We start from the raw sequence: 13,667 nt of genomic DNA, 5'->3' as shown, positions 1-13,667 counted from the left end.
GGTTTAAAATGGTGATAATAGCAGGAATAATTGATTTTTTTACAAGTCTTAATGGATTTTTTTATTTGTTAGCTTATTTAGTCGGTGGAATCCCCTTTGGATTAATTTATGGTAAAATTTTTGGTGGTGTTAATATCCGAGAAACTGGAAGTGGCAGTATTGGTGCAACAAATGTTTTGAGAACTTTAAAAGAAATAAATCCAAAAATTGCAAAAAAAGTAGCGATTTTAACAATGATAAGTGATGCTCTAAAAGGAGCTTTAGTTATTTTAATAGCAAAGTTTTTTAACCTTACTTATGAAGCTCAATGGATGATAGCTTTTTTGGCAGTAGTTGGGCATTGTTTTAGTCCTTTTTTAAAGTTTGAAGGAGGTAAGGGAGTAGCTACAGGAGTGGGCGTTGTTGCAGTATTTTTACCCATTGAAGCGATTTTAGGTTTAGTTGTTTGGGGATTAGTTGGAAAGATTCTAAAAATCTCTTCTTTAGCTTCTTTAATTGGTGTTTTATTTGTTGGATTAATGTCTTTTGTTTTGCATCCAGAAATTCCACATATTCACACACATGCACCTCTTCTTTTAATTATGTTTATAATTTTTTATAAGCATATACCCAATATTATTCGCTTATTTCAAAGAAAAGAGCAAAAAATTCTTTAATTTTTTGTTTTTCTTTGATAATTAGATTTATTTTTTAATTTTAACTCTTCATATAAATTTGGCAATATCTTCACATTTTCTTGATAAATGAATTTTATAATTTCACTTACAGATGAAAGGAAACTTGAATCTAAAATTTAAAACTCATTTTTAAAAGGAGCAAAAATGAAAACTTTAAAATTATTTGGAACTTTAGCTTTAGCAGCGTTATTTTCAACTTCAGCAATGGCAGATTTTGACTTTGATGTGCAAGGACAAATTTCAGCTGTAGATGATAAAAATAAAACTATTACTTTAGCAGGACCAGGTGGACAATTAGTGATTAAAGTTTTACCTTACACAGAAATTAAGGGTGATGATTGCGGTCCATTTGGACAAGATATCTATGGAAGTTTTAAGGATTTAACTCCAGGTAAATATGTTAAAGTAGAAGCAGTGCCTTATGGTGGATATAATGCTTATAGTGCTAATAATGCTCAAGCAATCAATCCTGCAACAGGGTTACCAAAAGATGGGCAACTCATTGCAAAAGAGATTGAATGGAATTGTATGCCTAGGGCGTATTAATTTTTAATAACTTCAAATTTTTTTATACCTTTAAAATTTGCGGTAAAATACCAAAAATTTCTAAAGGTATTTTATGGATTCTCAAACACTCATACAACAAGATTTAAAACACATTTGGCATCCTTGCACACAAATGCAAGATCATGAAAAAAACATTCCCCTAATCCCTATTCAATCTGCAAAAGGTGTGTATTTGTATGATTTTGATGGCAATCAATATTTAGATTGTATTTCAAGTTGGTGGGTTAATCTTTTTGGACATTGTAATCCTTACATTAATCAAAAATTAAAAGAACAATTAGAAAATTTAGAACATATTATTTTTTCTGGATTCACACATAAACCTATTATAGATTTATCAAATCGCTTGGTTAAACTTTTAGATTCTAAATTAAATAAATGTTTTTATGCAGATAATGGTTCTAGTGCGATTGAAGTAGCCTTAAAAATGGCATTTCACGCTCAAGCGATTAAAGGTAAAACAAAAAATAAATTTTTATGTTTGCAAAATGCCTATCACGGCGAAACTATTGGTGCTTTAAGCATAGGAGATGTTGGGATTTATACAGAAGTTTATCAGCCAATTTTACTTCAAACTCTAAAGATTAAAGCTCCTGTTGGAGAAGATTATAAAGAATCTTTAAAAGAATTAAAAGAAGTTTTAACAGATAAAAAAGATGAAATTGTAGCTTTTGTGTTAGAACCTTTGATTCAATGTGCAGGGAATATGAATATGTATTCTAGTAAATTTATCAAAGAGGCGATTACATTATGTCAAGAAAATGGTATTTATGTGATTTTTGATGAGATTGCAGTTGGTTTTGGACGAAGTGGAAGTATGTTTGCTTATGAACAATGTGATGTGGTGCCAGATTTTTTATGTTTAAGTAAAGGCATTACTGGAGGATATTTACCATTGTCAGTGGTAGTAACAACAAATGAAATTTATGAGCTTTTTTATGCTCCTTATGAAGAAAATAAGTCTTTTTTGCATTCCCATTCTTATACGGGTAATCCCCTTGCTTGTGCTTGTGCAAATGCTGTATTGGATCTTTTTGAAAAAGAAAATGTCATTGCAAAAAATAAGATTCTCTCACAATTTATTTGGGAAAAAATGCAAATTTTAGAATCCTTTACTTTTGTAAAAAATTTAAGGCATTGTGGTATGGTTTTTGCCTTTGATTTAGTAGGCTTTGAGGGACAAAGAAAGGGTTTGGAAATTTTTAATTTGGCATTAAAAAAAGGCTTATTATTACGACCTTTAGGGAATACAATTTATTTTATGCCTCCTTATATTATTACAAAAGAACAAGTTTGTTATGTTATAGATTGTTTAGAAAATATTTTTAAAAATCTAAAAAATTAATTTTAAAAATATTATTTTTTAAATTTATAAAAGCATAATATTATTTTAATTAAAATGTTTAACTAATTTTATACAAATAAGGTTTATCATGGAAATTTCATTGAATTTTTATGCGACTTTGGTGGCATTAGTAGCAGTATTGTTACTTGGAAGATGGATTATTTCGCGGAGTAAATTTTTGCAAGATTATAATATTCCTGAACCTGTTGTAGGGGGAATTATCGTTGCAATTGCTATTTTCTTTCTTTTAAAATATGGTGGAATTAAATTTCAATTTGATAATTCTCTAAAAGATCCTTTAATGTTAGCTTTTTATGCAAGTATTGGATTAAGTGCAGATTTTGCTTCTTTTAAAAAGGGTGGAAAGATTCTTTTTGGATTTTTATTTATCGTAGCAGGACTTTTGATTTTACAAAACATTGCTGGAATTGTAGTGGCTAAAATTATGGGTGTTAATCCACTTATAGGACTTTTAGGCGGTTCTATTACAATGAGTGGTGGGCATGGGACAGGTGCTGCTTGGGCAGAGGTATTTAAAAATTCACCTTATAATTTCACAGCTGCTTTAGAAGTAGCGATGGCTTGTGCGACTTTTGGATTAATTGCAGGTGGAATTATCGGTGGTCCTGTGGCACATTATTTGGTAAAAAGATACAATTTAAAACTTCCTAATGAACATTCACAAGATGAAATAGAAATTGCTTTTGAAAAGCCTGGAAAAGAACGCTTAATCACAGCGACTTCCTTTGTTGAATCACTAGCATTGATTGCAATTTCATTGCTTATAGGAACAATGGTGGCAAAATTCTTTCAAGGAAGTTCTTTTACTTTACCAACTTTTGTTTGGTGTTTGCTTGTAGGGGCAGTTTTGCGAAATGTTTTACAAGCTACTAAGATTCATCAAGTTTTTGATAGAGAAGTAGCAGTGCTTGGAAATGTTTCACTTTCTTTATTCCTTGCATTTGCTTTAATGACAATTAATCTTATGGAACTTGTTTCTTTGGCATTGCCAATGTTAGTAATTTTACTTATTCAAGTAGTCATTATGGTATTTTATGCGGTTTTTATTACTTTTAGATATTGTGGTAAAGATTATGATGCAGCTGTTTTAGCAGCTGGACATTGTGGCTTTGGATTAGGTGCAACTCCAACAGCAATGGTAAATATGCAAACAGTTACTCAACACTATGGACCAAGCCATATGGCATTTATCATCGTTCCTTTAGTAGGAGCATTTTTTATTGATTTGATTAATGCATTTGTAATTAGTGGAACACTAAAATTTCCATTTTTTTAATTTTTAGAAGTTATCCATTTTTTGGGTAGTTTTGTAAAGTTAAATTAAAATGTATGAAATAAATAAAGATTCTGTAAAATTTAAAAGGTTGCATATGGAATTAAAGCAATTAGGAAAACAAACAAATTATGTTTTTCAATGTAATAAGGTATGATTATGTATGAATTACCAATACTCATCTATAAAAATTTATCAGGACATATTTTAGAAGGAACGATAATTATCATCTTTTTCTTCTTGCTATTTTTATTTCTTTTGTATAAAAGAAAAAGTCTTCATAAATCCTCCACAAGTCTGCTTATTACCATAGGTATATGTTTCACTTTTTATGGTATTTCCAAAGGACTTGCTAATTTTGATGCCAATAATATTGAAGAAAATTTACCGCAGCTTATAGAAGGTATTAAAACAGCTTTTTTAGTTTCTGTGGAAGCTGTTTTTTTTGCTATTTTACTTAAAGTTATTGCACTTTTTATGGAAAAACCTTTTTCTAATCAAGAGGAAATTAAGGAAGATATTGGAATAGAGGATATCATTGTTTTACAAAAAGAAAATATTAAAATAAATCAAGAAGCTTTAGAAACTCTTAACCAATCTTTAAGAGCCACAAAAGAAACCAATGATAGTATAAAATTATTAAGAGCAGACAATGAACAAGGTTTTATAAATATAAAAAATAGCTTTGAGGAATTTGCTAAAACTATGGCAGAAAATAATTCTAAAGCATTTATACAAGCTTTAGAGGAGGTTATAAAGGATTTTAATAATAAAATAACAGAACAATTTGGTGATAATTTCAAACAATTAAATTTAGCAGTTGGTGCCTTATTAACTTGGCAAGAAAATTATAAAAATTATATAGAAAAAAGTGAATCCTTTATAGAAAATTTACTTTCATCTTTAAAAAAAACAGTGGAAGATTATTCGGTTGTAGTAGATAATTCTGAAAAATTTACTAGCTATGCAAAATCTTTTGAAAATATTTTAAAAGAAATATCCGAGCAAAGAATTCAAATACAAAGTAGTATAGAAAATTTAGATATTTTTTTAAAAAATACACAACTTTCTATTTCTTCTTTAATACAGGAAATTAATAATTTTAAAGAACAAAGTTTAAATACTATAGAAAATATTTCTAAGTTAAGTGTAAATCTAGAAGAAAGTTATACAAAAGCTAGTGAGAAACTAATAAATGATATAAGCGAATATGTAGGCAAATTTAATACAGAATTATCAGCACACAATGAAAAAATTAACACTCAACTTATTGAGGGATTAAATAGTGCTTCAGCATCTATTAATTCACAAATCAAAACACTAGATCAAGAATTAGAAAATGTATTAAAAAATCTTGGATCTAATCTAGCTTCAATCTCTACCAAATTTGTAGATGATTACAATACCATTCTTTCAAACCTTTCTTCTTTAAATCAAAAAATGAGTAATTTAAGATGATATTTTTAAAAAAACAGAAAAAAACAAGCGATAGTGATGATTTTTTTATAGCATTAAGCGACATAATGACTGCATTAATGTTACTTTTTTTGCTTATCAGCATTGTATATATGATTAAAGTAGAAGATAGCGTTAGAGTGCCTAAAATTTTTAAAGAAACAACTCAAGGTTTAAGTGAGCGCTTAAATAAGGAATTTGATAAAGATTTAAAAGGTTGGGGTGCAGTGCTTGATAAGGATTTAACCATACGTTTTTATCAACCTGATATTTTGTTTAAAACAGGTTCTTGGGTTTTAAGTCCAAAATTTAAAGAAATACTCAATGAATTTTTTCCAAGATATTTAAAAATTATGATGGATAAACAATTTGTTAATAATATAGAAGAAATTAGGATAGAAGGACATACAAGCTCATTTTGGGGAAATATCAAAGGCGATACTGCTTATTTAAATAATATGGAGCTCTCTCAAGCTAGAACAAGAGAAGTAATAAAATACTTACTAAGTTTGAAATTAGATAAAAAAGAGAAAGAATGGCTAAAAAAACATTTCAGAGCGATAGGTTTTTCTTCAGCAAAACCGCTAAATGATAAAAGCCAAACCTTGCAAAAAGGAGAAAAAGAAAATTTCATAAACTCTCAAAGAGTAGAATTTAGAGTAAGAACTAATATAGAGAATAAGATAGCAGAGGTTGTTAATAAGTGAATATAGAAAGTATATTAAAACCTATAATAGACTTAAGAATAAAAATTGGTGCAACATTAGAACATATAGATCTTTCATATATTAAAAATTCTATTAGTGCAGAAGAAGTTAAACTACTAGAAACACAAGGTATAGATGTTGATATAGATGATATTCAAGTTCTTAATGATGGCACTTTTTCTTATAAAAATCGTAGAGTGTTAATATACATAAGAGATGTTTCGCCTTTATATAAAGAAAATGATATAAACAGCGCTTTACCAAGATATCACTTGTGCTATTGCAATGCTTATCAAACTATGCTATCCAATAATAGAAAACATAGATATGTAGTAAGTAGTAGAGATGATGGTATTTTTTGGCTTAATTTTTTTGGCTTTCAAGGAGATACTATGGTAAAAACCAAAAGCCAAGAGAGGAAGCTAGATGTTTGTATGTATTGCTTAAGAAAATTAAATTGGCATAATATTAATCAGTATTCAGGCAAAGATCGTTCAATAATAAGAAACAATTTTGATTTAAAAGATTTTTTTAAAAAATATCCAAAAAATATTATCGATTCTAAGAATCATTTTAGCGATAAAATAGCACCTTTAAATATTTATTCTAACGATTGGAAGGAAATTTCATATAATACAAGAAAAGAAGCTCAATGGAAATGTCAAAAATGCCATAAGGATTTTTCACAAAATAAAGCACAATTGGATGTTCATCATATTAATGGACAAAAAAATCATAATAATCCAAAGAATTTAATGGTGTTGTGTAAAGAGTGTCATTCCAAAGAACCTATGCACGAACATTACGCTAAAATTAATAGAAAAAATACAGCTTTTTAAATGATGAAGGCAAAAATATTGTTAAACCTTATTGTAATATGGTATATGATTTTATAAATTAGGCGGAAGTGTTTAAAACTTCACCAAAAATTTTCATTTTTAAAAATAGAACAAAAAATTTAAAAGGTTGCATATGGAATTAAAACAATTAGGAAAACAAACAGATTATGTTTTTCAATACAATAAAGAAGTGTTAGAGACTTTTGAAAATAAACATTCTAAACGCGATTATTTTGTAAAATTTAATTGCCCTGAATTTACAAGTCTTTGCCCTATTACAGGACAGCCAGATTTTGCTACGATTTATATTTCTTATATTCCTAATCTTAAAATGGTGGAATCAAAATCATTAAAACTTTATCTTTTTAGTTTTAGGAATCACGGAGGTTTTCACGAAGATTGTGTGAATGTGATTTTAGATGATTTAGTAGAGCTTATGGAGCCAAAATATATTGAGGTTTGGGGAAAATTTACACCAAGAGGGGGGATTAGCATAGATCCTTATGTGAATTATGGAATCCCTAATACAAAATATGCAGAAATGGCAGAATTTAGGCTTTTAAATCACGATTTATATCCAGAAAAAATTGATAATCGTTAGAGAAAAAGTGTTAAATTTTCAATCCATTGGATTTTAAAAGCAGAATCTTTTGAAGTCTCTTTAGAGAGAATAATTGCACTAAGGCAGTAAGAATCTTTATTTTTTTCTGCTTTTAAATACACTTCAATACTTTTAATTAAACGCGTTAGTTTAGTTTTGGTGATATTAAATACAGGTTCAAAACCAATTCCACTTTTAACTTCAATAAAGTATAAAACCCCCTCTTTTTTAGCAATAATGTCAATTTCCCCAAAGGATGTGAAAAAGTTTTGTTTTAAGATTTCAAAGTTTTGATTTTTGAGATACTCACAGGCAAAAGATTCGGCTTCTTTTCCCTTTTGAGTGGTATTCATTAGTTTTTCTCAATCCGTATCATTACAGGTTTTTCCTGTGTGATTTCTAGGTTATTGATTTTTTCTATGGCAATTTGAATCTTTGATTCAAGACAAGTGTGAGTAGAAAGCAATAAGGTAGAATGATTCTTATTTTTAGCCTTGCGTTGTAAGAAAGTATCAATAGAGATTTCTTGTTGCCCTAGAATCGTTGTAATTTGAGCTAAAACTCCAGGTTTATCAAGGACAATAATTCGCAAATAATAGGCACTTTGAATCTCTGCTATGGGCTTGAGTGTGAGATTTTTTTCAATGGAGGTTTTAAAGCCAAGCATTGGAGAGCTTTTGGTGCGAGCAATTTCAATAATATCTGAAATAACAGCGCTTGCAGTTGCATTTCCCCCTGCACCTGCGCCATAAAAGAGTGTTTCGCCTACATTATCACCTACCACACTAATAGCATTCATCACTCCATCAACTTTACCAATCATCGCATTTTGTGGCAATAAAGTAGGGTGGATTCTAAGTTCCACACTTTCTTTATCTTTTTTAGCGATTCCTAAAAGCTTAAGGTTGTATCCAAATTCTTTTGCAAAATCTATGTCTTCTTGTGTGATTTGTGTGATTCCTTCAATTAAAATATCTTCAGGCTTAGCATCAATTCCATAAGCAATACTTGCTAGAATCAAAAGTTTGTGTGCGGCATCATAACCACCAATATCAAAACTAGGATCACTCTCTGCATAGCCAAGCTCTTGAGCTTCTTTTAAAGCTTCTTCAAAACTAAGATTCTGTTCTTTCATCTGTGTTAAAATATAATTACAAGTCCCATTGATGATTCCACAAATACTTAAGATATGATTAGCGCCAAGTCCATCGCGCAAGGCTTTGATAATAGGAATCCCACCTGCTACACTTGCTTCAAAACCAATTGGTAAGTCTCCGGCAATTTTTTGTAAATCATAGCGGTGATAGGCAAGCATTGCTTTATTGGCAGTGATAAAGGCTTTGGAGTGATAAAGCGCTTTTTTAGCAATTTCAAAAGGCTCTTGAACACCTCCTGCTAACTCCACAATAATATCAATTTCAGGATCTTCTAAAATGCTTTCTACTTCATTTGTGATAGGAAAATCAAAGATTTCTCGACTTTTTGAGAGATTTTTCACCACACCCTTTTTAATGATAATTTGGCAACCTGCTCTTGCTGCAATGAGATCTTGATTTTCTTTTAAAATTTTTGCAACACTGCTTCCAACGACGCCTAGCCCAATGATTCCGATATTTAATTGTTTTTTCATAAAAGTGCCTTTTTTAGATAAAGTTGAATTATAGCATTTTAAAAATAAGATTTTTTTAAGTTTTAAGGAAATTTTGTAGAGTTTGGTGTGTTATTTTAGAGTTTTTGAAATTTCCACAAAAAATCAGAAATATAGTCTTGCTCTTGGCTTTCTTTTAGTAAATCTTTGATTGTTTCATCGGTGATTCCAAATTCTTTTTGTAGCCAATCTTTTTGGGAGAGAAAAAGTGAGCTAAAAGCACTATTAGAGCTTTGTGGAAGAGTAGAATCTAAATTTCCAAGAGGTTTTTTAATAGGATTAGAATTTTGTGTTGAGGTTTGTTGATTCTCCTGTGGTTTTTGGGGCTTTGTGGTTTGTGGTTTGTGTGGTTCTTTTGGAGTTAGAGAAACTAAAGTATTGATTTTAAAAGCCATTTTTCACCTCCATTTATGGTAATGTGAATTTTATCATAAGTGTTTGGTTTTTGCCCTTTAATCAAATAAATATAAAAAACTATGTTATAATGCAACTTTTAGAGAGAATTTTTAAGGATAATGTTTGATTTTAAGCCACGAAATACCGCAGGATTCGAAGCTTTATTTTGGCAAAAGTGCAAAAGTTAAAAGGGATTTTGAAAATCTTGTCAGCGAGATACTTTATCAAAATGATTATGAAGAGATTCTAACCCCGACTTTTTCTTATTTACAATATCAAAGAGATATGCAAAGCAGGGAGTTTGTAAGAATCAGCAATCCCTTTAACCATCAAATCACACTAAGAAGCGATTCTACTATTGATACTATTAGACTTTTAGCGCCCCATTTAAAAGAAAATAACACAAAAAAGAAGTGGTTTTATATCCAGCCTATTTTTACTTACCCTACAAAAGAAATCCACCAAATTGGTGTAGAAAATTTAGAAGAATGCGATATTTTACCCTTTATACAAATGTCACTTAAGATTCTAAAAAATATAAATATTAAGCCTTTTTTACAATTATCAAATGTGAAGATTCCAGAGATTTGTGCAAAGGAATTTGGGCTATCTTTAGAAGTTTTTGAAAAAAATGATGTGGGCGCTATCCAAGGCACTAATGAATTTTTAGCAGAACTTTTGGAAGTGCAGGATAAAGATTCACTTAAAACTCTTTTGATAAAAGCTCCAGAATCTTTAAAAAAAGAATTAGAAAGTTTATTAAATTTAGCACAAAACATTGATTATGAAAATATGATTCTTGCGCCACTTTTTTATTCACCCATGTCTTATTATAAAGGAATGCTTTTTCGTTTTTTCTTGGAGAATCAAACAATGATTTTAGGCGGAGATTATGAGATTTTAGAACAAAGGGCTTGTGGTTTTGGTATTTATACAGATTGTGTAATTTTGCATTTAATTAAGGAGAAGAAATGAGGACAAAGGCAGATTTGATTGTAGGGATTCAATGGGGTGATGAGGGTAAAGGTAAAATGGTGGATTTACTTGCCCAAAATTATGATTATGTTGTGCGCTATCAAGGAGGACATAATGCGGGGCATACCATTGTTGTAAATGGTAAAAAATACGCCTTACACCTAATTCCATCAGGAATTCTCTATTCTCAATGTAAAAATATTATTGGTAATGGAGTTGTGATTAGCCCAAGTGCATTACTAGAAGAGATGCAACAATTCCAAAATTTAGAGGGTAGATTATTTATTAGCAACAAAGCTCATTTGATTCTATCTTATCACGAGTTTTTAGATAAATTAAATGAAAAAAAAGCCAAAAAGGCTATCGGCACTACAGGCAAGGGAATAGGACCTGCTTATACCGATAAAGTCGCGCGTAAAGGCTTTAGAATCGGAGAGTTAAGAGACACACAAACTTTGTGCGAAAAAGTCTTAGAATTAATGGAAGAAAAGGATATTATTAATTTAGGTGGAGAGATTCCTAACAAAGAATTTCTTAAAGCAAAACTTGATTCTTATGCAGAAGCGCTACTCCCTTTTGTAGTAGATACAACTAGTTTATTATGGTCGGCTATGGATAGGGGAGAAAAAATTCTCTGTGAGGGTGCGCAAGGAAGTATGCTTGATATTGATCATGGAACTTATCCTTTTGTTACAAGCTCTACAACAACAGCTTCAGGTGCGTGTAGTGGGAGTGGAATCTCTCCTAGAGAATTAGGCAATGTCATTGGAATCACTAAGGCTTATTGCACAAGAGTGGGAAATGGACCTTTTGTAACAGAAGAAAAAGGAGAGATTGGAGAGCTTTTACGCCAAAAAGGAGGAGAATTTGGCGTTACCACAGGACGCGCTAGAAGATGCGGTTGGCTTGATGCAGTGGCTGTAAAATATGCTTGTCGTTTAAATGGTGTAAGCGAGTTAGCTATGATGAAGCTTGATGTATTAGATGGTTTTGATGAAGTGAAAGTCTGCACTCAATACCAAGATAAAAATGGCACGATTCTAGAAACTTTTCCTTTTGATTTTGAAGGTATAAAACCTATTTATAAAAGTTTCAAAGGTTGGGATAAAACTGCTGGAATTAGGGAGTTTGATAAGTTACCACAAGCAGCGCAGGAATATATTTTGGAATTAGAGAAATTAATTGGAGTGAAATTTAGTATGATTTCTACTAGCCCTGATAGGAATGATACAATTTTTAGATGAAAACAAAATTCACTCAGCTTGTGATTTTGCGCAAAAAAAAAGTAGATGAAGCTGAATTAATGCTACAAAAAAATACGCAACAAATCCAAGCCAAACAAGCTGAAATTGATGCTTTAGTGAGAGAATTTGCGACATTAGAAGAACCAAAAAGTGGGGTTTATCAAGCTTTTTTAACTTTTGTGCATCACAAAAATGAATATCGCCAAACTATTGATTTTAAAATGGGAGAATTAGCCTTACTTAAAAGGCAAAAGCAAGAATTGCAAGATTATTTTAAAGTCCAAAATATAGAATACGAAAAAGCAAAATATTTAGATGGATTAGAAATTAAGAAAAATTTAGAAAGATTAAAAAAGCAAGAAAGCAAGGATTTAGATGAAATTTCTGTAATGCTTTATGCTAATCATAAGGAGCAAAAATGAAAAAAGCAGTGTTTTTTGGCTTTTATCTGACAAGTTTTTTGTGGAGTGTGGAAGGGAGTGGGATTGTTGATTGCAATATTATTTTTGAACAGAGAAAAGCAGAAATTTTGCGAGAGATTGAAAAGATTGATGAACAACAACAAGCCTTGCAAGCTTTGCAAAGTGCCACTCAAAATGTTTTAGACCAAAAAGATGCGGATTTAAAAAAACGAGAAGCGGCTTTGGCGGCTGAAAAAAAGGAATTAGAACAAAGAGAAGAGGCAATTAAAAGGCTTTTAGAAAAAAATGAAAAGATTCTAGCAGAAATAAAAAATACCACACAGAGCAAAATTGGCACAACTTATGCAGGTATGAAAGATTCTAAATCTGCTGCAATTTTGGAAAATCTCCCAGAATCTGAAGCAGCGATGATATTGTTTGCACTAGATACAAAAGTGGTGAGCAAGATTCTAGCTAAAATGGACCCACAAAAAGCAGCGAATCTAACGCAAATAATCCAAAAAGGACCCCCTTTTGAAACCCAAGAAACAAAAGTAAATTCACAAAATAATTAAAATTTTATGAAAAAGCCTTAAGTCCAACGCTACAAACCACAATACTAGTAACAAAGAAAAGCTTGGAGAAGCTTTTTGATTCGTTATATAAAAAAATCCCCACAAGCACTCCACCAGCTGTCCCAATGCCTGTCCAAATAGCATAAGCAATACTCATTGGTATCTCTCTTAACCCCAAAGACAAAAGACTTAAGCTAAGGACAAACAAAAGAAAAATGCCTAATAGATAGATTTTCTTGTTATCAAGCGCAAATTTTTTTATGCAAATCACTCCAAAAATCTCTGTAATCCCAGCTAAAATCAAAAATACCCAACTCATCTTAAATCCTTTGAATTAAGCGTTTCAAGCTGATTATCTAATTCATTAATCCCTAAATCTTTAGAAATTTCTTCAATGGCTTTTATATCTTGTTTATCACTCTCTTTGCTTACAAGCTTTAAGCCTATAATACTTAAAATCAAAAGGACAATTAAAGTAAGTTGCAAAGGATTGGTTGGAGCATTAAAAACAAGAATCTCACTAAGCGCTACTCCAGCAGCACCAATTCCCACAAACACAGCATAAGCAATACTTACCTCAACTTTTTTTGTTGCTAGAATCATTAGCACAAATGAACAGCAAATTCCAAAAGCAGTAAAAAAATATTCTAAAAAACTTGTTGAATACTTTAATCCACTCACCCAAAAAATTTCGATGATTCCACCAAGAATAACACAAAACCAGCCCAATTTCATAAGCTTCCCCCAAATAATAATTATAAATATTTTTAAGATTGTAAAAATAAAACAAAAAGATGAAGTTGATTAATAAAGAGTTTGTAGTGCCATAATATTAAAAATAGTTTTTAAGGCTTTTAGTGTTGGTTTGACAGAAAACTTACAATACATTTTCCCTCCTTTTATAAACAAGCCTTGGTGTGAAATTCTAGCAAAAAATTTTGAT

The 13,667-nt window shown here is 30.5% G+C and carries 17 protein-coding genes; 12 read left to right on the top strand and 5 right to left on the bottom strand.

The genetic code is table 11. From position 1 onward, the window contains the following. Positions 1–8 precede the first annotated feature (8 nt). From plsY to queF, 8 genes are all read left to right on the top strand, one after another. Complete coding sequence (gene plsY / locus CCY98_RS05810) at positions 9–656, top strand: glycerol-3-phosphate 1-O-acyltransferase PlsY (protein WP_112057626.1); 648 nt, start codon at positions 9–11, stop codon at positions 654–656. A 165-nt stretch (positions 657–821) separates the two neighbouring features. After that, complete coding sequence (locus tag CCY98_RS05805) at positions 822–1,223, top strand: DUF5666 domain-containing protein (protein ID WP_112057625.1); 402 nt, start codon at positions 822–824, stop codon at positions 1,221–1,223. Between the two features lie 73 nt (positions 1,224–1,296). Further along, positions 1,297–2,589 carry an adenosylmethionine--8-amino-7-oxononanoate transaminase gene (locus CCY98_RS05800; protein ID WP_112057624.1) on the top strand — a complete coding sequence of 431 codons (1,293 nt, stop codon included), beginning with the start codon at positions 1,297–1,299 and terminating at the stop codon, positions 2,587–2,589. 88 nt (positions 2,590–2,677) lie between these two features. Further along, positions 2,678–3,886 carry a sodium/glutamate symporter gene (gene gltS, locus CCY98_RS05795; RefSeq protein WP_112057623.1) on the top strand — a complete coding sequence of 403 codons (1,209 nt, stop codon included), beginning with the start codon at positions 2,678–2,680 and terminating at the stop codon, positions 3,884–3,886. Positions 3,887–4,042: 156 nt separating this feature from the next. Beyond that, the gene (locus tag CCY98_RS05785) at positions 4,043–5,341 is read left to right on the top strand and encodes a hypothetical protein (RefSeq protein ID WP_112057622.1); all 1,299 of its coding nucleotides are present in this window, start codon (positions 4,043–4,045) and stop codon (positions 5,339–5,341) included. Continuing rightward, positions 5,338–6,045 carry an OmpA family protein gene (locus tag CCY98_RS05780; RefSeq protein ID WP_112057621.1) on the top strand — a complete coding sequence of 236 codons (708 nt, stop codon included), beginning with the start codon at positions 5,338–5,340 and terminating at the stop codon, positions 6,043–6,045. The genes CCY98_RS05785 and CCY98_RS05780 overlap by 4 nt, the downstream gene beginning before the upstream one ends. After that, on the top strand, positions 6,042–6,884 hold the full coding sequence (locus CCY98_RS05775) for an HNH endonuclease signature motif containing protein (protein ID WP_112057620.1): 843 nt from the start codon (positions 6,042–6,044) through the stop codon (positions 6,882–6,884). Before CCY98_RS05780 ends, CCY98_RS05775 begins: the two co-directional genes overlap by 4 nt. A gap of 133 nt (positions 6,885–7,017) precedes the next feature. Next, positions 7,018–7,485, top strand: coding sequence for a preQ(1) synthase (queF, locus tag CCY98_RS05770; protein ID WP_112057619.1), 468 nt, complete (start codon positions 7,018–7,020; stop codon positions 7,483–7,485). On the opposite strand, the gene CCY98_RS05765 is transcribed toward queF, so the two are convergent. From CCY98_RS05765 to CCY98_RS05755, 3 genes are all read right to left on the bottom strand, one after another. Beyond that, on the bottom strand, positions 7,482–7,838 hold the full coding sequence (locus tag CCY98_RS05765) for a YraN family protein (protein WP_112057618.1): 357 nt from the start codon (positions 7,836–7,838) through the stop codon (positions 7,482–7,484). The two genes, queF and CCY98_RS05765, sit on opposite strands and share 4 nt — an antisense overlap. Continuing rightward, positions 7,838–9,115, bottom strand: a complete 1,278-nt coding sequence (locus tag CCY98_RS05760; protein ID WP_112057617.1) for a homoserine dehydrogenase — start codon at positions 9,113–9,115, stop codon at positions 7,838–7,840. The genes CCY98_RS05765 and CCY98_RS05760 overlap by 1 nt, the downstream gene beginning before the upstream one ends. 95 nt (positions 9,116–9,210) lie before the next feature. After that, the gene (locus tag CCY98_RS05755; RefSeq protein WP_112057616.1) at positions 9,211–9,528 is read right to left on the bottom strand and encodes a hypothetical protein; all 318 of its coding nucleotides are present in this window, start codon (positions 9,526–9,528) and stop codon (positions 9,211–9,213) included. A 124-nt stretch (positions 9,529–9,652) separates the two neighbouring features. On the opposite strand from CCY98_RS05755, the gene CCY98_RS05750 reads away from it, so the two are divergent. Genes CCY98_RS05750 through CCY98_RS05735 form a run of 4 tightly spaced genes read left to right on the top strand, consistent with a single transcriptional unit; the run spans position 9,653 to position 12,724 of the window. Continuing rightward, complete coding sequence (locus tag CCY98_RS05750) at positions 9,653–10,504, top strand: ATP phosphoribosyltransferase regulatory subunit (protein ID WP_112057615.1); 852 nt, start codon at positions 9,653–9,655, stop codon at positions 10,502–10,504. Further along, a complete protein-coding gene (locus tag CCY98_RS05745) occupies positions 10,501–11,748 on the top strand; it encodes an adenylosuccinate synthase (RefSeq protein WP_112057614.1) in 1,248 nt (415 codons plus the stop codon). The genes CCY98_RS05750 and CCY98_RS05745 overlap by 4 nt, the downstream gene beginning before the upstream one ends. After that, on the top strand, positions 11,745–12,170 hold the full coding sequence (locus CCY98_RS05740) for a flagellar export protein FliJ (protein ID WP_112057613.1): 426 nt from the start codon (positions 11,745–11,747) through the stop codon (positions 12,168–12,170). The genes CCY98_RS05745 and CCY98_RS05740 overlap by 4 nt, the downstream gene beginning before the upstream one ends. Next, positions 12,167–12,724: a MotE family protein gene (locus tag CCY98_RS05735; RefSeq protein ID WP_112057612.1), complete on the top strand. Its 558-nt coding sequence runs from the start codon at positions 12,167–12,169 to the stop codon at positions 12,722–12,724. Before CCY98_RS05740 ends, CCY98_RS05735 begins: the two co-directional genes overlap by 4 nt. A 4-nt stretch (positions 12,725–12,728) precedes the next feature. Here CCY98_RS05735 and CCY98_RS05730 read toward each other — a convergent pair whose 3' ends face one another. Then, positions 12,729–13,043, bottom strand: a complete 315-nt coding sequence (locus CCY98_RS05730; protein WP_112057611.1) for a multidrug efflux SMR transporter — start codon at positions 13,041–13,043, stop codon at positions 12,729–12,731. After that, on the bottom strand, positions 13,040–13,459 hold the full coding sequence (locus tag CCY98_RS05725; RefSeq protein WP_112057610.1) for an SMR family transporter: 420 nt from the start codon (positions 13,457–13,459) through the stop codon (positions 13,040–13,042). The genes CCY98_RS05730 and CCY98_RS05725 overlap by 4 nt, the downstream gene beginning before the upstream one ends. Positions 13,460–13,667: the final 208 nt, after the last annotated feature.

The sequence above is a fragment of the Helicobacter sp. 11-8110 genome (assembly GCF_003288905.1).
Taxonomy (GTDB): Bacteria; Campylobacterota; Campylobacteria; order Campylobacterales; family Helicobacteraceae; genus Helicobacter_D; species Helicobacter_D colisuis.
Note: the sequence above shows the minus strand (reverse complement) of the source record. Positions and strands in the feature narration are given on the sequence as shown.